The 17364-nt window shown below is 60.9% G+C and carries 18 protein-coding genes; 11 read left to right on the top strand and 7 right to left on the bottom strand.

Features of this window, described 5'->3' with window-relative positions; all coding sequences use genetic code 11:
- Window positions 1–36 precede the first annotated feature (36 nt).
- The 4 genes from ppk1 to NT137_07815 are packed head-to-tail and all read left to right on the top strand — an operon-like array spanning window position 37 to window position 5850.
- Complete coding sequence (gene ppk1 / locus NT137_07830; GenBank protein ID MCX6653241.1) at window positions 37–2178, top strand: polyphosphate kinase 1; 2142 nt, start codon at window positions 37–39, stop codon at window positions 2176–2178.
- A complete protein-coding gene (locus NT137_07825; protein MCX6653240.1) occupies window positions 2165–3703 on the top strand; it encodes a CHAD domain-containing protein in 1539 nt (512 codons plus the stop codon). The genes ppk1 and NT137_07825 overlap by 14 nt, the downstream gene beginning before the upstream one ends.
- 2 nt (window positions 3704–3705) lie before the next feature.
- The gene (locus tag NT137_07820) at window positions 3706–5280 is read left to right on the top strand and encodes a Ppx/GppA phosphatase family protein (protein ID MCX6653239.1); all 1575 of its coding nucleotides are present in this window, start codon (window positions 3706–3708) and stop codon (window positions 5278–5280) included.
- A gap of 30 nt (window positions 5281–5310) precedes the next feature.
- A complete protein-coding gene (locus tag NT137_07815) occupies window positions 5311–5850 on the top strand; it encodes a 3'-phosphoesterase (GenBank protein MCX6653238.1) in 540 nt (179 codons plus the stop codon).
- Between the two features lie 17 nt (window positions 5851–5867).
- Here the strand turns inward: NT137_07815 and NT137_07810 are convergent, their stop codons facing one another.
- Window positions 5868–6086, bottom strand: coding sequence for a hypothetical protein (locus NT137_07810; protein ID MCX6653237.1), 219 nt, complete (start codon window positions 6084–6086; stop codon window positions 5868–5870).
- A gap of 273 nt (window positions 6087–6359) precedes the next feature.
- Here NT137_07810 and glmM point away from each other — a divergent pair, with 273 nt between their 5' ends.
- Both glmM and NT137_07800 read left to right on the top strand, forming a co-directional pair.
- Window positions 6360–7664 carry a phosphoglucosamine mutase gene (glmM, locus tag NT137_07805; protein ID MCX6653236.1) on the top strand — a complete coding sequence of 435 codons (1305 nt, stop codon included), beginning with the start codon at window positions 6360–6362 and terminating at the stop codon, window positions 7662–7664.
- The gene (locus tag NT137_07800) at window positions 7661–8887 is read left to right on the top strand and encodes a sugar phosphate nucleotidyltransferase (protein MCX6653235.1); all 1227 of its coding nucleotides are present in this window, start codon (window positions 7661–7663) and stop codon (window positions 8885–8887) included. The genes glmM and NT137_07800 overlap by 4 nt, the downstream gene beginning before the upstream one ends.
- Here NT137_07800 and NT137_07795 read toward each other — a convergent pair whose 3' ends face one another.
- Genes NT137_07795 through NT137_07785 form a run of 3 tightly spaced genes read right to left on the bottom strand, consistent with a single transcriptional unit; the run spans window position 8888 to window position 10847 of the window.
- On the bottom strand, window positions 8888–9271 hold the full coding sequence (locus NT137_07795) for a Mov34/MPN/PAD-1 family protein (GenBank protein MCX6653234.1): 384 nt from the start codon (window positions 9269–9271) through the stop codon (window positions 8888–8890).
- The gene (locus NT137_07790; protein MCX6653233.1) at window positions 9265–10074 is read right to left on the bottom strand and encodes an NAD(+)/NADH kinase; all 810 of its coding nucleotides are present in this window, start codon (window positions 10072–10074) and stop codon (window positions 9265–9267) included. Before NT137_07790 ends, NT137_07795 begins: the two co-directional genes overlap by 7 nt.
- Window positions 10071–10847 (bottom strand): hypothetical protein, encoded by a 777-nt coding sequence (locus tag NT137_07785; protein ID MCX6653232.1) that lies wholly within the window; start codon window positions 10845–10847, stop codon window positions 10071–10073. The genes NT137_07790 and NT137_07785 overlap by 4 nt, the downstream gene beginning before the upstream one ends.
- 172 nt (window positions 10848–11019) lie before the next feature.
- Between NT137_07785 and NT137_07780 the strand changes: the two genes are divergently transcribed.
- Window positions 11020–13641: a PEP-utilizing enzyme gene (locus tag NT137_07780; GenBank protein MCX6653231.1), complete on the top strand. Its 2622-nt coding sequence runs from the start codon at window positions 11020–11022 to the stop codon at window positions 13639–13641.
- Window positions 13638–14555, top strand: a complete 918-nt coding sequence (locus NT137_07775; protein ID MCX6653230.1) for a hypothetical protein — start codon at window positions 13638–13640, stop codon at window positions 14553–14555. Before NT137_07780 ends, NT137_07775 begins: the two co-directional genes overlap by 4 nt.
- A 9-nt stretch (window positions 14556–14564) precedes the next feature.
- Here the strand turns inward: NT137_07775 and NT137_07770 are convergent, their stop codons facing one another.
- The 3 genes from NT137_07770 to NT137_07760 all read right to left on the bottom strand — a co-directional run bounded on the left by NT137_07770 (window position 14565) and on the right by NT137_07760 (window position 15696).
- Window positions 14565–14825 carry a hypothetical protein gene (locus NT137_07770; GenBank protein ID MCX6653229.1) on the bottom strand — a complete coding sequence of 87 codons (261 nt, stop codon included), beginning with the start codon at window positions 14823–14825 and terminating at the stop codon, window positions 14565–14567.
- Between the two features lie 9 nt (window positions 14826–14834).
- The gene (locus NT137_07765; GenBank protein MCX6653228.1) at window positions 14835–15173 is read right to left on the bottom strand and encodes a hypothetical protein; all 339 of its coding nucleotides are present in this window, start codon (window positions 15171–15173) and stop codon (window positions 14835–14837) included.
- 67 nt (window positions 15174–15240) lie between these two features.
- On the bottom strand, window positions 15241–15696 hold the full coding sequence (locus tag NT137_07760) for a hypothetical protein (protein ID MCX6653227.1): 456 nt from the start codon (window positions 15694–15696) through the stop codon (window positions 15241–15243).
- Window positions 15697–15751: 55 nt separating this feature from the next.
- Here NT137_07760 and NT137_07755 point away from each other — a divergent pair, with 55 nt between their 5' ends.
- The 3 genes from NT137_07755 to NT137_07745 all read left to right on the top strand — a co-directional run bounded on the left by NT137_07755 (window position 15752) and on the right by NT137_07745 (window position 17358).
- Window positions 15752–16426 (top strand): fibrillarin-like rRNA/tRNA 2'-O-methyltransferase, encoded by a 675-nt coding sequence (locus tag NT137_07755; GenBank protein MCX6653226.1) that lies wholly within the window; start codon window positions 15752–15754, stop codon window positions 16424–16426.
- Window positions 16423–16803 carry an NUDIX domain-containing protein gene (locus NT137_07750; GenBank protein ID MCX6653225.1) on the top strand — a complete coding sequence of 127 codons (381 nt, stop codon included), beginning with the start codon at window positions 16423–16425 and terminating at the stop codon, window positions 16801–16803. Before NT137_07755 ends, NT137_07750 begins: the two co-directional genes overlap by 4 nt.
- A gap of 99 nt (window positions 16804–16902) precedes the next feature.
- The gene (locus NT137_07745; protein MCX6653224.1) at window positions 16903–17358 is read left to right on the top strand and encodes a 30S ribosomal protein S15; all 456 of its coding nucleotides are present in this window, start codon (window positions 16903–16905) and stop codon (window positions 17356–17358) included.
- Window positions 17359–17364 lie beyond the last annotated feature (6 nt).

The following is a 17364-nucleotide window of genomic DNA, read 5'->3' as shown; positions in this document are numbered from 1 at the left end:
GGCACTCAATTCAGGTATCGTTGCCATGGTGAGATGATGGTCGACTCCAGCGAACTGAAGCCCGGGCAGGCGCTCTGCCGCACGGCGGAAGGGCTGGAGCGGTGCGATCTTTACATCAACCGCGAGCTCTCGTCACTGGAGTTCAACCGGCGGGTTCTGGAGGAGGCGATGGATCCCTCCCATCCGTTGCTGGAGAGGGTCAAGTTCCTGGCCATTTGCAGCTCCAACCTGGACGAGTTCTTCATGTCCCGGGTCTCGGACCTGCGTCGGCAACTGGTCCGCGGCGCCATCAAGCCCACCGCCGATGGCCTCACGCCGGCGCAGACCTTGGACGCCGTCCGGGCGGAGCTAATGGGCATATTGGACGGGCACGCACGCTGCTGGAAGGATGAACTGCTCCCCAAGCTCAAGGACGCGGGCATCCACATCCATCGTTGGAACGAGCTCAAGGAGGAGCAGAGAGGCGCGTTGCGGCAGCTTTTCGAGAGGGAGATCTATCCTACCTTGACCCCGCTGGCCTTCGATGCCTCGCATCCCTTTCCATTCCTTTCCAACCTGACCATCAATCTCGCGGTGGTGATGCTCAACTGCCAGCGCAAGGACTGCTTCGCCCGGGTCAAGGTCCCGGTGAGCACCTTCTCCCGCCTGATCGCCATCCCCGAGGAGAGCTGCGCCGAGGACCTTCTGGCCGGAAAGCGAGTGCTGAACTTCGTCCTCCTGGAGGACCTCATCGCCGCCAACCTGGACCTTCTATTCCCGGGATTGGAGGTCGTCTCCTCCTATCCTTTCAGGATCGCCAGGGATGCGGAGATAGAGATCCAGTTGGAGGACGAGGACGACCTGCTCACCGCGGTGGAGGAGGGTGTGGAGAGCAGACGCATCGGCCCTCCGGTGCGTCTGGAGGTGGACCGCTCCATGCCCGAATACATGAGGGAGATGCTCGCTCGCAAGCTCGATCTTCCCCGGTACCTGGTCTTCCAGATGGAGGCGCCCCTGGGCCTGGTGGATCTCTGGCAGCTGCATGGAGTGGAAAGGCCAGAGCTGAAGGATCGGCCTTTCATACAGCACGTCTCTCCCGACCTGGCGAGCAACGAAGGTATATTCGAGGCGCTGCGCAAGCACGATCGTCTACTGTACCATCCTTATGATTCGTTCGCGCCGGTGGTGGGCTTCCTGCAGCAGGCGGCCCATGACCCGGACGTGTTGGCGATCAAGATCTCGCTCTATCGCATCGACAAGCATTCGCCGGTGATCGACGCCCTCATCCAGGCGCGCAAGAACGGCAAGCAGGTTGCGGCGGTTGTGGAACTCAAGGCCAAGTTCGACGAGGAGAACAACATCTCCTATGCCCGGGCGCTGGAGCAGGAGGGGGTGCACGTGGTCTATGGGCCCGTGGACCTCAAAGTGCATGCCAAGATCTGCCTGGTGGTGCGCAAGGAGGGGGGCGGCATCGTGCGCTACTGCCACCTAAGCTCGGGCAACTACAACAACGTCACCACCCGCACCTACGGAGACCTGGGATACTTCACCGTCAACCATGAGATAGGGATGGACGTCTCCAATCTCTTCAACGCCCTCACCGGCTACGCGGAGCAGGTGAACTACCGCCAGCTATTGGTCGCTCCCCGCGGCCTTCGCTCGGGCATGCTGGACCGCATCCACCGGGAGATCGAGCGCCACCGGGAGTTCGGCGACGGACATTTGGCATTCAAGCTCAACGGGCTGCTGGACAAGGAGATCATCAAGTCCCTCTACCAGGCATCGCAGGAAGGCGTGCGAGCAGAGCTGAGCGTGCGTGGTCTTTGCTCCCTCCGCCCCGGCGTCAAGGGAGTGAGCGAGAACATCACCGTCACCAGTGTGGTCGGCCGCTTCCTGGAGCACGCGCGCATCTTCTATTTCCACAACGGCGGGCAAGAGGAAGTGTTGATTGGCAGCAGCGACCTCATGCCCCGCAACCTGGACCGAAGGGTGGAGCTTCTCTTCCCCGTCCAGGACGATGCCATCCGGAAGGCTTTGGTCCAGAGCATCTTGGCCACGCATCTCCGTGACAATGTCAAAGCGAGGAGGCTATTGCCGGACGGCAGTTACGTGCGCGTCCAGCCCTCCTCCGGCGAAACGCTCATGGACTCGCAGCGTTGGCTGCTGGAGCACCGGGGGGTGTGGCATGTACGGGGATGAAGGTTTCTGCGCCCTTTGCTCCAAAGTGCTGCCTCCGCTGATCGATGCAGTGGAGAAGGAGTCCGTCGGGACGAACGAGAACGACGATGTGGAGTGCGTGCATCGTATGCGGGTGGCTTCCCGAAGGATGCGTTCCGCCCTCTCCATCTTCGAACCTTGCTTCCCTGGCAAGAGGGCAAAGGCCTGGAAGATCGAGATGAAAGCGGTCACTGAGGCGTTGGGGGAGGCCCGGGACGCTGACGTGCAGATCATTTTCCTGGTCGAGCGGATGGCCATCACCGAGGATAAGACGCTCGCGCCTGGCTTGAGATACCTCCTGGAAAAGAAGCGAAGACGGAGGAGAGCGCTTCAGCCGGGGCTGGAGAAGGCACTGAATGAGCTACGCCTCCACGGCGTCCTGGAGGATATCGGGTCTCTGCTGACAGATTCGGAGAAGAGAGACGCTTCATCACTCTGCACCCCCTCCACCCTGCGCCAGGCGGATGAGCACGTATCAAGACGGGTCTCGGAGCTTCGAGGACACGAGGAGAGCGTGCACGACCCCGATGCCATCCTGGAACATCACGCCATGCGCATCGCCGCCAAGCGGTTGCGCTATACCTTGGAGGCTTTCCGTTTGGCGTTCGAGGATGAGCTGCGGGATGAGATCTCTCGGATCAAGCGCCTTCAGGAACTGCTGGGAGAGATGCACGATTGTGATGTCTGGATCGCGGAGACCGCCGCCGTTCTACAGAATGAGAAGAAGAAAGACGGTGGAACTAGGTTAGCCGCCGCCAGGCCAGGCATCGAATCCCTTCTTGAGGACCGGAAGAAAGAAAGAACGAGGCTCTACGCCGAGTTCGTGGCATATTGGGTGTCCCTGGTCAAGTCCGACTTCTTCCCCTCGCTCCTCCGAAAAGTGCAGAGTGAGCGAGTCGTTCCCGTCGCCAAGCAGAAGCTGACCGAGGAACAGACGCTGGAGAAGGTGTGGGCCGTTGCTGGCAGGTACTTGCCGGACGAAGGGCACACCAGGCAGGTCACCCGGCTCGCGTTGCTGATCTTCGAGCGCACCCGGGACCTGCACGGTCTTGTGGAGAAGGAAAGAAGGCTGCTGCATTGGGCGGCGGTGCTGCATGATGTCGGATGGGTGGAGGGAAGGCAGGGACATCACCGGGCATCGATGCGTATCATCCTAGAGGAGGCGGAGCTGCCTTTCTCAGAGCGGGAAAGGAATATCGTCGCCCTGATCGCGCGCTACCACCGGAAGCGGATGCCTGGAGAGGAAGACGAAATCTATGTCCAGATGAGGAAGGCCGAGCGGCGTACGGTGGAAATGCTGGCCGCGCTCCTTCGGGTGGCGGACGGCCTGGACCGCACTCATCGGGGACTGGTCAAGGACGTGCAGGTGCATGTGACCGATGAGGAAGTGCTGTTGAGCATTTCATCTGCTGAAGAGGCGAAAGAGGAGCAAGAGGAAGCGCTGAAGAAGGGAGACTTGTTCGTTCGGACGTTCGCCAAGCGCCTTCGCCTCGCCAGGGAGGGATGAGAGTGGGGTTCGAGGCCAAGACCGTCTCCTTCATAGACATCGGCACCAACTCCGTGCGCACCGCGGTGGTCCGACTCAATCCCAATCATTCGTATACCATCCTATCCAGGCAGAAGCAGGTGGTGCGCCTGGGCGAGAACGAGTTCCAGGAGCACGAGCTCATCCCCCAGGCGATGGAGCGCTGCGTGATGGTATGCAAGCGCTTCGCCGAGATGGGACGAGCCTTCGGAGCGCAGGAGTTCGTGGCCGTGACCACCTCCGCCACCAGGGAGGCAAGGAACCAGTCGTTCTTCCTGGAGAAGTTGAAGGTGGAGACAGGGCTGGAGGTCCGGGTCATCTCCGGTCGAGAAGAGGCCAGGCTCATCCATTTGGGCGTGGGAAGCGCCCTGGATCTGTCCGGCAGGCCAGGTCTTTTCATCGACATCGGCGGCGGAAGCACGGAGATTGCCATCGGCAATGGAAAAGAGCACATGTACCTGGACAGCCTGAAGCTGGGGGCGATCCGCCTCACCTCGCTCTTCGTTCCCCTCGACGACGAGGGGGCAGTGTACCCGGAGAGATACGCTCTGATGAAGAAGTCCGTCAAGAGCGAGATCGTGCGCACCGTGCAGCGCGTGCGCAAGTACAAGGTGGGAGCGGTCGTGGGATCGAGCGGCACCATCCTCAACCTATGGGAGATGGCCACCAAATCCTCCAACGGCGGACAGAAGGACAGCCGGCTAAGCCTCGGCCGATTGAAAAGGACCATCGCCATGCTCTGCTCCCTGCCCCTCAAGGAAAGGAGGCAGGTGCCGGGCATCAACCCGGAGCGGGCGGACATCATCATTGGCGGGGCGGCCATCCTTGAGACCCTCATGGAGGAAATGGGCCTGGAAGAGATCCAGGTGAGCGAGAGGGGTCTCCTCGACGGCATGCTGGAGGATTACCTTTCGCAGATCGAAGGCTTCCCGCAGTATCAGCGCATGAGCGTGCGCGAAGGAAGCGTGCTCCAGCTCGGCCGTTCCTGCGGCGTCGACGAGGTGCACTCCGCCACGATAAGGCGCTTGGCGCTGGAACTCTTCGACACCGCGAAGGAGGAAGGATTGCACGAACTGAGCGACAGGGACAGAGAACTGCTCCAGTACGCTGCCTACCTGCACGATGTGGGGGATTTCATCTCCTTCAACAATCACCATGCTCACTCCTACTACATCATCCGTAACGCCGAACTCCTCGGCTTCGACCAGAAGGAGATCGTGCTCATGGCCAATCTGGCCAAGTTCCACCGCAAGAAGCTGCCGGGGAAGAAGAGCGAGGACCTGGACGGGGTGGAAGGGAGTTCGAAAGAGGAACTGGTGCTCATGGCCTCACTCCTGCGCCTGGCCGAGAGCCTGGACCGCTCCCACTGCGGTCTGATCCTGCACGCCCGCTTCGTGAACGCCGACGAGGAGGAGGCGATGCTGGAGGTGACCACGAACGGCGATTGCCAGCTGGAGACCTGGGGAGTCGAATCTCAGGCGAAGGCGTTCAAGAAGGCGTTCGATCGGGACCTGGTGCTCCGTTTTCGAGCCGCCACCCCCCTCGATCCCTCTTCCTAGGAAGGATAAGGACTAACTAGCCGGGGCTGCATGGCAAGCCTGGTCAGCATGCCATTGGAGGAGTACCGGGCCAAGCGCGATTTCCTGAGGACGCCGGAGCCGCAGGGACAGGTCGATCAGGAGAAAGGGATCTTCGTGGTCCAAGAACATCACGCCTCCCACCTCCACTACGACTTCCGCTTCGAGCTCGGCGATGTACTGAAGAGCTGGGCCGTGCCCAAGGGAGTGCCGGAAGAACCGAAGGTCAAGAGGCTGGCGGTGGAGACGGAGGACCACCCTCTGCAATACGGAGGCTTCGAAGGGACGATCCCGGAGGGCGAGTACGGCGCCGGTACGGTCAAGATATGGGATAAGGGACGCTGTGCGGTCCTGGAGCTTGGACCGGACCGCTACGTCCTAGAACTGACCGGAACTCGCCTAGCGGGCCGCTACGCCCTCATACGGTTCAAGGGGAAGGAGAACAAGGCGAAGAATTGGCTCATCATGAAGCTCTCGCCTTCTCCACGAGATAGAGCTAAGGCGCTCGCTCCGTCCCAGGGAAATGAAAAGGATCAGAAAAATGAAAGATGAAGGGTGAAGAAGGTGTTTTACTTCTTCATTATCTTCATCCAGCCGCCGCTCTCAAAGACCGCCAGGCCTCTCTTGCCGAGGGTCTTCTCGAACTCGTCCCAAGCGACGATCTCGAGCCGGGCGTTGTTGCCCTTCGTAAATTGGATGCCGTTTGTTCCCTTGACGCGGCCGGGCTTCAGACCCTTCTTCTTGGCAATCTCCTTCGCCTTGTCGACGTTGATTTTCTCCATTACCATGGACTATCCCTCCTGTGTTCTTCTTCCTGGTCACATGCTGGCCACATGACCCAGTAAGTAATACATTGGTCGTATATATAAAAATTATCCTATTAAGCACCTCATCCAGCATCCCGCGCCTTTTATATGTTTTCGTTTTTTCGCAAATCATCTGGATGGAACTGGACAGCTGGCCAGACGGGCGGCTTTTTCCCTTCGATCTCGCGAACGGGCCAGATGGGAAATGCCGGAAAAGGTTTTAATGCGGGGAGACCGCTTGAGTGTCGGTCTCAGATGACGCTTTTCGGTTCTTCGGGCATCCGGGGAGTGGTGGGGAGGGATTTCACCGCCGATCTGGCTCTAAGGATCGGCCTGGCCGTGGGCAGCGAGCACCCTCGCATGGTCGTTGGCAATGACCCTCGAACCAGCGGGGACATGGTCCGGAGCGCGCTGGTGGCGGGGGCGAACGCCGCAGGGGCGCAGGTGGCTCTCGCAGGCATGATGCCCACGCCGACTCTGGCCCGGGCGACCAAGGGCTTCGATTGTGGCCTGATGGTCACCGCCTCCCACAATCCGGCCGAGTACAACGGGGTCAAGATGTGGAACCCCGACGGATCGGCCTTCGACACGGAGCAGATGCAGCGAATCGAAGATAGACTGGACGGCAGCGATTTCGACCGAAAGGATTGGAGAGGAGTGGGGAACACATACCCTCTAGAAGGAGCGGTGGAAAGGCATATCGAGGCAGTGCTGGGGAGCGTGGAAGGTTCCCGCTCCAAGGTCGTGTTGGATTGCGGCTGTGGCGCTGCCTCCCTCGTCTCTCCGTACGTGCTCCGGGGCATGGGTTGCGACCTGCTCACAATCAACTGCCAACCTGACGGTCATTTTCCTGGACGGGGGCCAGAGCCGACCGAGGAAGAGCTCCAGGACCTCAAGAACGTGGTCGTTTCCCGGGGAGCCCAGATGGGCATCGCCCACGATGGAGATGGCGACCGCATGGTGGCCGTGGACCGCCGGGGCCGCATGGTGGACGGGGACAAGCTCCTGGCGCTCTTCGCCTACATCGCCCAGGCAGGGGACGTCGTGGCCCCGGTGGACGCTTCCATGGTCCTGGACGACATCGTCAAGGGGAGGGTGATCCGCACCCGGGTGGGGGACGTGTACGTGGCCGAGGCGTTGAAGAAGCATGGTGCCGGTTTCGGCGGCGAACCTTCGGGAACTTTCATCTTCCCTAGCCAGACCTATTGCCCCGACGGCATCCTGGCGGCCGCGATTTTGGTCTCGATGGTAGGGGACGGGGACTTGGCGGAGATGGTGGATGCGCTTCCCTCCTATCCCGTGGCTCGTCGCTCTTATCCCTTCCCGCCGGAGAAACGCAGGGAGGTGGAGAGCAGACTGTTGGAGGAAATGACCTCCTTGGACTGCGACGAGCTCACCCAGGTGGACGGGTTCCGGGCCCAGTTCGCCGATGGCTGGATACTCCTCCGGCTCTCCGGGACCGAGCCGAAGTTGAGGATGGCCGCAGAGGCCAGGAGCCAAGAGGAGCTGGGAAGGATGATCGCTCTGGCCGAGGATATCGCAAGGAGCTGCATCAGATGAAGGCCATCATCTTGGCGGCGGGGGAAGGCACGAGGCTGCGTCCGCTCACCTCCAATATTCCCAAGCCGCTGCTGCTGGTGGCCGGGAAACCTTTCCTGACCCATGTGCTGGAAGCATTGAAGGAGGCGGGAGTGAGCGAGGTCTCCATCCTGGTGGGGTGGAAGGCCAACCGCATCAAGGAGTTCTATGGGGACGGCTCCGTTCTAGGAATGAAGATCGCCTACATGGAGCAGAAGGACCGCCTGGGCACCGCGGACGCGGTGCGCTATGCGAAAGGGCTGGGAGACGGTCCGTTCATCTGCCTGAACGGGGACGTGGTGGTCTCAGGTAGCGATCTGAAGGCCATGAGGGCGCTGAACGAGAGGACCGGCTCAACGGTCATGGGAGCGGTGGAGGTGGAGAACCCCACCAGCTTCGGAGTGATCGAGGAGCGCAACGGCAAGCTGGTGAAGATCATCGAGAAGCCCAAGCGCCCGTCCAGCCATCTCATCAACGCCGGCATGTTCGTTTTCAATCCGGACATCTTCGAAGCGATCGACCAGATAGGCAGGTCGCCACGAGGGGAGTACGAGATCACCGATGCCCTGAACCTTCTGAGCGCGAAGCGGGAGGTGGAACTGTATCGTCTCGCCACGGAATGGATCGACGTGGGTCGGCCCTGGGACCTGCTGCGGGCGAACGAGATATTCATGAGCCGCCTGGAGAGGAAGGTGGAAGGCGAGGTGGAGGAGAACGTCGTCCTGAGGAACAACGTGGTGGTGGAGAAAGGCGCCAAGATACGCTCGGGCAGCTACGTCATGGGCCCGGCCTACATCTCCAAGGACTGCGACATCGGCCCCAACTGCTACATCCGCCCAGGCTGCTGCTTCGGACCGGGGGTGCGCATCGGGGCGGCGGTGGAAGTGAAGAACTCCATCGTCATGGCCAATGCACACATCCCGCATCACAACTATGTGGGCGATAGCATCATCGGGGAGCGCTGCAACCTGGGAGCGGGGACGAAGGTCGCCAACCTCCGCTTCGACGATAGGAACGTGCGCGTCTCCTTCGACGGGCACATCATCGACTCGGGGAGGAAGAAACTGGGCGTGATCATGGGGGACGACGTCAAGACCGGAATCAATAGCATGATCGACGCCGGCACGATCGTCCACGAGAACGCGGTCATAGGACCGGGGGCGATGGCCAGGGGCAACATCGGACCAGGCGCCAGGGTGCTCTGATCAGTCCTCGATGTTCAACAATATCCTTTCCCCGCGCAGATTGTAGGCTTTCCAGCTCGTTTCATCGAAGGGCAAGCAGGTGATGATATGCACGTACCCGAAGTGCTCGAAGAAGTGCAGGTCCGCATCCGATGGACGATTGCTGTTGCCTGGATGGGAATGCACCGAGCCGACCACGCTGTAGTCGATGGGCAGCATGTGCAACTGCAACGTGCCCGAATCCTGCCCTTGGATCGTCCCCGGGAGAAGGAGTATCTCCTCAATCACGCCCGCCTCCGCCCTCAGGGCGGCCACGAACTCGTTGGGGTAGGTGCGCAGCGCCGCCTCGTTGATGGCTCGCAGTACATCCCGCCTGATGGCCCGCACGCCCTTGTTCGCTAGCATGGACCGCCCATCAGCTTCTCTCGCGTTTTGGTGTAGAACGACCGTCCGAAGCTCACGAAGCGCGCCTTGCTCTCGGAGACGGTGAAATGGACGCAGTCCTCGCCGGACATCTGCACCTCCTCTTGCCCGTCGACCACCAGCACGCAGGGCTTGGGCCGGATGACCTCTAGGCGGATGTCGCTGCTGGCCGGCACCACCGTCGGCCGACCGGCGAACTTGAAAGGTGCCATCGGCGCGATGACCAGGGCGTCCAGTCTCGGGTCTAGGATCGGTGCTCCAACGGACATGGCGTAGCAGGTGGACCCAGTGGGCGTGGAGACGATGATGCCGTCCGCCCGCACCTCGCTGGCCAGCTGGTCGTCCACGTACACCTGGAAATGGCGGATCTTGGCGATGTGGGCGGTGTGCACCACCGTCTCATTGGTGGCGTCCTTCAGCCTCTTGCCCCCTACGGTGGTCTTGAGCTTGATCCTCTCATCCAGCATGTAGTCGCCCCGCTGGACGCGCTCCAGGCCTTCCACTATCATGTCCTCGGCCACCTCGGTAAGGAACCCCAAATCGCCGGCGTTGATGCCGAAGATGGGCGCCTCGTTCTTCTGCAGCGCTCGGAGGATGGTGCCGTCCCCGCCCACGGCGAGCATGATGTCCACATCCATATCCTCGAGGCGCGCGCCCTTCTGGCCGAAACGGCGGGCAATCTCCTTCTCCAGGACCAATTCCTTGCCCCGCAACGCCTCGATGGCCACCTTGGCCAGCCTCGGTCCGTCCGGGATCTCCACGTTGGCTGTCAGCCCGAACCTCACAACACCACCTCCTTCACCCGAGCATCTCCGTAGCCCAGCAGATTGCTCCTCTGCGCCAGATCGAACCCCATGTCCAGGGGCTTGCCCCTCAGATCCACCACATCCCCGCCTGCCTCGCGCAGGACCAAAGTGGAAGCGGCGATGTCGATGACCCGGATGGACCTCTCGTGCACCTCGCAGTTCATGTAATAGGCGTCCGCCTTTCCTTCGGCCACCAGACACATCTCCAGCGAAGCGCATCCCATGGCCCTGGCCCTCATCGCCTGCCTTGCCACCTGAAAATTCTGGGCGCTGGAGTACTTGCCAAGGTAAACGAGGAACAGTGAGTGATGGGGCGAATAAGCGCGCACCCGGATGCGCTCGTCGTCCTTGTATGCGCCTTTGCCCTTCTCCGCCCAGTAGGTCTCGCGGGTCATCAGGTTCATGACCACTCCCGCCTCCACGTCCCGGAGCGATTTCGTTCCTACGGCCAAGGACACGCTGTAGAACGGTATGCCAGCGACCGAGTTGTGCGTGCCGTCGATGGGATCTATGACCAGGGTATGGCTCTGCTTGCGGTCTATGAAGCCCGCCTCCTCGCTCAGGACGTTGTAGGGAAGGTCTTTCTCTTTGACGAAGTCCAGGATCACGTCCTCTGCCAGCTGGTCGATGCTCAACGTAGGGGTGCCGTCGGCCCCCTGGCGCAGCTCTCGCCCCCGCTCGAACTCTCTGGGCAGGGAGCGCTCCGCCTCGCGCACCTTCCTGGCCATGGTCTTCAGGTCGTTGATCATCATCAGCAGCAGTATGGGCCGGCGATTCAAAAAGCTTCTTCAGACGACGCCCACAGGCGCATCCCCAGCTGGCAAGCGCGGAAGCGAGCAATCTATTAATGCGGCGGAAGGCAATCCCAGAGGCCCGAGCGTTCGTCGTCCTGCGTCAGGAGGAGAGAGCGTGGAAAAAAAGCTCATGGCCCTGGGGAAGATCGAGAAGAAGGACCTGGACCAGGTCGGCGGGAAGGCAGGCAACCTGTCCTCCATGGCCGAGGCCGGGTTCCCGGTGCCCGAGGGCTTCGTCATCCCTATTGGCACGTACAACAAGTTCCTGGAGAAGCTGGGCTTGGGGGAGCGCATCTCTTCCATGCTGGAGAACGTGGACTACGACGACGAGGAGAGCGTGGCCGCCGCCTCCAAGCGCATCCGGGAGGCCATTCTGACCGCAGAGGTGGAGTTCTGGGTGCGCAAAGAGTTCGGGGGACAGTTCGAGGAAATGGGCCCGGGGACGCTGTGGGCGGTGCGCTCCTCGGCGGTGGCGGAGGATTTGCCGGAGGCATCTTTCGCCGGGCAGCAGGACACCTTCCTGAACGTGCGCACGGAGAGCGTACCAGATTTCGTCAAGCGCTGTTGGGCCTCTTACTACAATGACCGAGCTATGGCCTACCGGTACAATGCGGGCATTCCCCAGACCGGGGGAGGCATAGCGGTCATAGTGCAGCGCATGGTGAACGCTCGCTCTTCGGGCATACTGTTCACCCAGGACCCCCGGAACCAGGATGACAAGCACATCATGATCGAATCCTCCTTCGGCCTGGGGGAGGCGATCGTCTCCGGCATAGTCGCCCCAGACCACTTCAAGGTGGAAAGGAAATCGGGCAAGGTCGGCCACCGAGAGATTTCCAAGAAGACCAGGGCCATCTACCTCTTCCAAGAACGCGTGGGAGCGGTGGATGTCGAGCTGGAAATGCAGAACGCTCCCTCGCTCACCGACGCGGAAGCGCAGCAACTGGCGGAAATGGGTTTGCGCCTAGAGCAGCTCTTCGCCTCCCCCCAGGACATCGAATGGGCCATTGAAGGGGACGATATCTATCTGCTCCAGTCCAGGCCCATCACCACCTTGGGGAAAGGGGATGAGATGCTCTGGACCCGCGGTTACGGGGACGAGTACTGGTCCGATGTCACCTCGCCCCTCTTCTTCTCCACTCTGGGAGACTATCTCACCAGGATTGTCAATCACGAGGGCGCGGCCATCATGGGCTACAAGGACCTGGTACACATCGAGCTTCTGCGGCTGCACAAAGGCCACGTCTACTTCAACACCGAGGTGCTGGAGCAGGTCTTCACCTACAACCCTCGATTCTCGCGCACCAAGGAGCTCCTGAACTACTTCCCGGAGAGGGACCAGGAGAGGATCGCCCAGGCCAGGGCCAAGCTCCTTGCCCGCCTCTGGGCGGAGGTGCGCATCGCCCTCAAGGACACGGACGGCATGATCAACAAGACCGACAAGGCGTACAAGCGGTGGGCGGCCGGGTTCATGGTCACCTGCCAGGAGTTCGATGCAACGGACGTGGGAAAGCTCTCGGATGCCGAGCTGGAGAAGCTGCACCGGGACTTCGAGAAGGCTTTCCGCAAGCACTACGAGCTCATCCGTTACGGCATGGTGACGCATTCCATCGGAACCAACCTCATCATCAAACGGCTGCTGACCGACTGGCTCGATGACCGTTCAGGGGAGCTGTACTCCAAGCTCATCTCCGGGCTGCCGGACAACAAGACCATCAAGACCAACATCGCCCTGGCCAAGCTGGCCGCGGCGGCCAAGAGGGAACCGCTGGTGCTGGAGTATCTGAACCAGCTCCGACCCGCCTCCTTCCTGCAAGTGGTGCGGGAGGACCATCGCTTCAGGGGCTTTCGGATGGAGCTGGACCATTTCCTGGCCGAGTACGGGGTGCGCTCCCATACCCGGGAGCTGTTCTTCCCCCGCTGGGGCGACGATCCTACGCTGGTGGTGGAGATCGTCAAGTCCCTGGCCGCCGCTTCGGACATCGACCTCGAGCGCATGGAGCGGGAGAAGATCCAGGAACGGCTCCGCACCGAGGAAGAGGTGTTCCGGAAGCTCCGACGTTTGAAGGGGGGGATGGTCAAGAGGCCGCTGTTCAAGCTGGTGCTCAAGTATGCCCAGACATACCTGGAGTTCCGGGAGAACCAGAGGTTCTACCTGGACCACATCCTCTTCCGCCAGAGAAGGCTGTTCATGGATTTCGGTCGGCGTTTCCAGGAACGCGGCTGGACCGACCTGCAGGAGGATATTTTCTTCCTTAGCCAGGAGGAGATCTTCCACGTTACCAAGGAAGGCAAGGCGGATGTGAAAGGCGAGGTGCAGCGGCGCCGCAAGGAGTTCGAACGCTGGAAGCACCGCCTCCCGCCCAAGTTCCTCAAGGGCAAGGTGGAGTTCGACGACACGCTGGTCAAGCAAGGCGATCTCCTCAAGATTGTGGGCACCTCCTCCTCCCCGGGCATCGCCAAGGCCAGGATAAGGGTGGTGAGCTCCATCGAGCATCTGTCCGAGGTGCAGGAGGGCGAGATCCTGGTCACCTCGAACACCGATCCCAGTTGGACGGCGGTATTCTCCAAGATTAGCGGTCTGGTCACTGAGACCGGGGGCATCCTGTCCCACGGAGCGGTCGTTTCCCGGGAATACGGCATTCCCGCGGTCACCGCGGTCAAGAACGCGACCAAAATCTTAAAAACGGGGCAGGAGGTAACCCTCGACGGTAATGATGGAATTATCTATCTAGAGGAGATGCGAAATTGAACACGGACGTGATTCATGAGTTTGGAAGCCAAGAAGACTGGAACGAGAGCTTCTACTTCAACTTCTACGACCGCGGACAGGATATCTGCGGCTTCATGCGTATCGGGCTCAAGCCCAACAAGAAAGAGAAGAATGTTTTCTGCTACCTGATGATGCCCTCTGGCCACATCTACGGGCTGATGGGCAACGCGCCCATGGAGAACAACGACCTGGAGGCCCTCGGCCTCAAGTTCAACACGGTGGAGGACGAGAAGGCCTGGAAGCTCTCCTTCGACGGGGAGCTGCACGACGCCCACAAGGAGGGAGAGATGGAGAAGGTGCACTTCGAGCTGGACTGGACCTCTCTCAACCCAGTATTCGATTATCGCGAGTCCGTCGGTTCGGAGAAGGAGAAGGCGGCCCAGGCCGTGGCCTCGGAGCACCTGGAGCAGTACGGCAAGGCCTCTGGCAGGATCACCCTGGGCAACAAGCTCTATGACCTGACCGCTCTGGGCGAGAGGGACCACTCCTGGGGCGTACGCGAGTGGGGCGCCGCGCTGAAATGGCTTTGGATGACCGCGCAGTTCGACGAGGACTTGGCTCTGAACATCACCAAGGTGTGGATGGACGAGAGGACGGTCATCGACGCCGGCTTCATCCACGAAGAAGGCAAGAACCGGCCCATCGTCCGGGTGGACCTGGTCATCGAAGAGACGGAACGAGGCTCGCCAGCATACGTCTACATGGCCGTCTACGACAAGGACGGCGAGGTGCTGGGCGTGAAGGCGAAGGTGGAGAGATGCGCGCAGCTGGCTTTCCCAGGCAAGGATGGAAAAGTGGTGGCGAGAATGCACGAATGCCTTTCCCGCTTCACCGTCTCCGACGGGGACGACGTCGGCTTCGGCATCGTGGAGTACCTCCACCGCAGAAGGTGAACGGCCTTCTCACGGCCGGGAAGCTCGGCCGAATGGTCGAACCTGCTTCATCATGGTCGAGAGGCTGAAAGCGGATGCGAACTCATCGGCAAGCTGCCTCGCCTCTGGCTTCGGCATGCCGTTCTTGACCAGGCTGAGATAGAACTGACGCGCTGAGCGATTGGCCTGTCGCTTCATGCGCAAATACGACAAGCTGATCCTGACCACCAACGAGGGTACTGAGGTGGCCACGATCAGCATGACCTGCCCAGCGGCCTTGTCCTTGGCCATGGACGCGCCTCAGTCGTCGTCCATCTCGCGCCTGACCTTGTTCCGGATGGCCGCGCCGATCTCGTCTCCCGCCCTCCCTCCGCCCATGATGTTCTTCAGCATCCCGCCGATGGAGATGTTGTTCATGTACTCCTTGGTCAATGCGAAGGCCTGGTCACTTGTCATGCCCGCGTCCTTGAGCGCCTTGTAGAACGCCGCCACAGACATGCCGAACTTCTCTCCTTCCTGAGCTCCATAGAGAACCTTGGTTATCTTGTCCAGCAGCTCCGGCACGCTCACCGTCAGCACTTCGAATATCTGCCTCAGTTGCTCCGCATCTGGCACTTTGCCACGTTCATCGTCCGTCATGCATTCACCTCGCCGCCGGGCGGTCTCTCCGCCATCGGCTCCACGACCCCTATACTCAGTGACCACCCTACTTGGACAATCCGAGCACTTGTGACCACTTCCTCACCACCTCCTCGGAGATCTCATAGGTCTTCTCCTTGCGATCCGCTTTCTCCACCACCAGCTTCTCCGCCAGCAGCTCGCCGAGCTTCTCACGCACTATCCTTCTGGACGCGGACCCTCGGCGGGCGTGCAGCTCTTCCGTGATCTCGGATGTGTTCAGGCCGGGCTTGTCCAGCAGGAGGCGCAATATCTCCTTGGAGATGGGGTTCTTGACCTGGGGCAGAATGGTCTCCACGCTCACCACCCCGTACTTCTGGTACAGGTCCATGAGGCGGAAGTAGCGCTGCACGGTGTCCTGGAACATGGAAAGCTGCTGCACCAGCTCCGAGTAGGGCTTGGCCACCTGGCGCAGGGAATCCTCGAGCTGCGCTATCCTTTGCGACAGCTCCTCGATCTTCTGCGCCTGTTCGTCCTCCGCCACGTCCTCAGCATGTCCTAGATACGATTTTAAGTTTGATGTGCATCCTTGAGATGGCATGGGAGCGCAGGAAAAGGACATCCGGGAGCTGGAGGTTAGAGGCGTCTACACCGACGGCGAGAGGCTGTACACGCGCAACTCCGCCCCGGGAGATCGCGTCTACGGTGAAAGACTGGTCAATTGGGATGACATCGAACTGAGGGAGTGGGTGCCGCACCGAAGCAAGCTGGCCGCCTACCTGAGATTGGGAGGTAAGCGCTTCCCATTTCACGAGGGGTCGCGCGTCCTCTATCTGGGAGCGGCGAGCGGCACCACCGCCAGCCACGTGGCCGACGTGTGCTCGCAAGGAAGGGTCTACTGCGTGGAGTTCTCCCAGCGCTCCTTCCGCGAGCTGGTCCCGGTGTGCGAGACCAGGAAGAACATGGTGCCCATCCTGGGGGACGCCACCAAGCCCACCGAGTATAAGTTCATAGTGGACCGGGTGGATATCGTCTATCAGGACGTGGCCCAGAAGAACCAGGCCTCCATCCTGATGAAGAACATGCAGGAGTTCTCCGCCCCTTCAGGCATGCTGGCGATCAAGGCCCGCAGCGAGGATGTGACCCTCGATCCCAGAAAGGTGTTCGAGCGGGCGCGGAGCGAGCTGAGCAGCCGGGGATTCAAGGTGCTTGAGGTGGTAGAGTTGGAGAGATTCGAGAAAGACCACGCGATGATGGTGGTGGAACGGACATGAAATGGGTCTACAGTATCGCTTTCCTGGACGAGCGCTTCGTGATGGTCTTCAATCCTACCCGCGGAGGATGGGAGATGCCCGGCGGACGGGTGGAGGATGGGGAGGATGACGAGAAGGCAGCCGTGCGCGAGGTCCGGGAGGAGTGCGGCTGTGTTCTCGTGCCCTATGCGCAGAAGAAGCATCGGGACGGTCTCGTTTTCGTCGGCAACCTGGAGTGCCCCATCGGCAAGGCGGAGATGGATTGGGCCCTGTTCTCGCAGCTGCCCAAGGAGCTGGCCTTCCCCGACGAGGAGTACCAGGAGCTGCTGGCCTGGGCGCGAGCGGAGCGGGACAAATGGACAGATGGGCGCACGCGTTTCCGCAGCGAATTGGATTGACCGGAGCGCTCAAACCTTATATACCAGAATGGAAATGGGCAGTTTGCTTCGCCGCCATATCTGAAACGCCTTAGCTCAAGAATCCAGGATGATGATCACATGGCAAAGATGCATGCGAGAAGGAGGGGCAAGTCCGCGTCCTCCAAGCCTCTGGTGACGGAGAGCCCTGAGTGGGTCCCGGTGCCCAAGGACGAAATCGAACAGATGGTGGTCAAGCTGGCCAAGGAGGGCATGACCGCCGCCAAGATCGGCATAGTGCTCAGAGACCAATACGCCGTGCCGAGCGTCCGCTTGGCCACCGGCAAGACGATGTACGATATTCTGGAAGCGAACGGCCTGAGGCCGGCGCTCCCCGACGACCTGGTGGCGCTCATGAGGCGGGCCATCAACGTCAACGGCCACATGGCCGAGAACAAAAAGGACATGGCCACAAACCGCAACCTCCAGCTCATCGAGTCGAAGATCCGCCGCTTGGTGAAGTACTACAAGCGCAACGAGATCCTTCCCCAGGACTGGCAGTACTCCCTGAAGAACGCGGAGCTGCTCATCGAGTGAGGGCGG

Source organism: Methanomassiliicoccales archaeon (genome assembly GCA_026394375.1).
Classification (GTDB): Archaea; Thermoplasmatota; Thermoplasmata; order Methanomassiliicoccales; family UBA472; genus JAJRAL01.
Note: the sequence above shows the minus strand (reverse complement) of the source record. Positions and strands in the feature narration are given on the sequence as shown.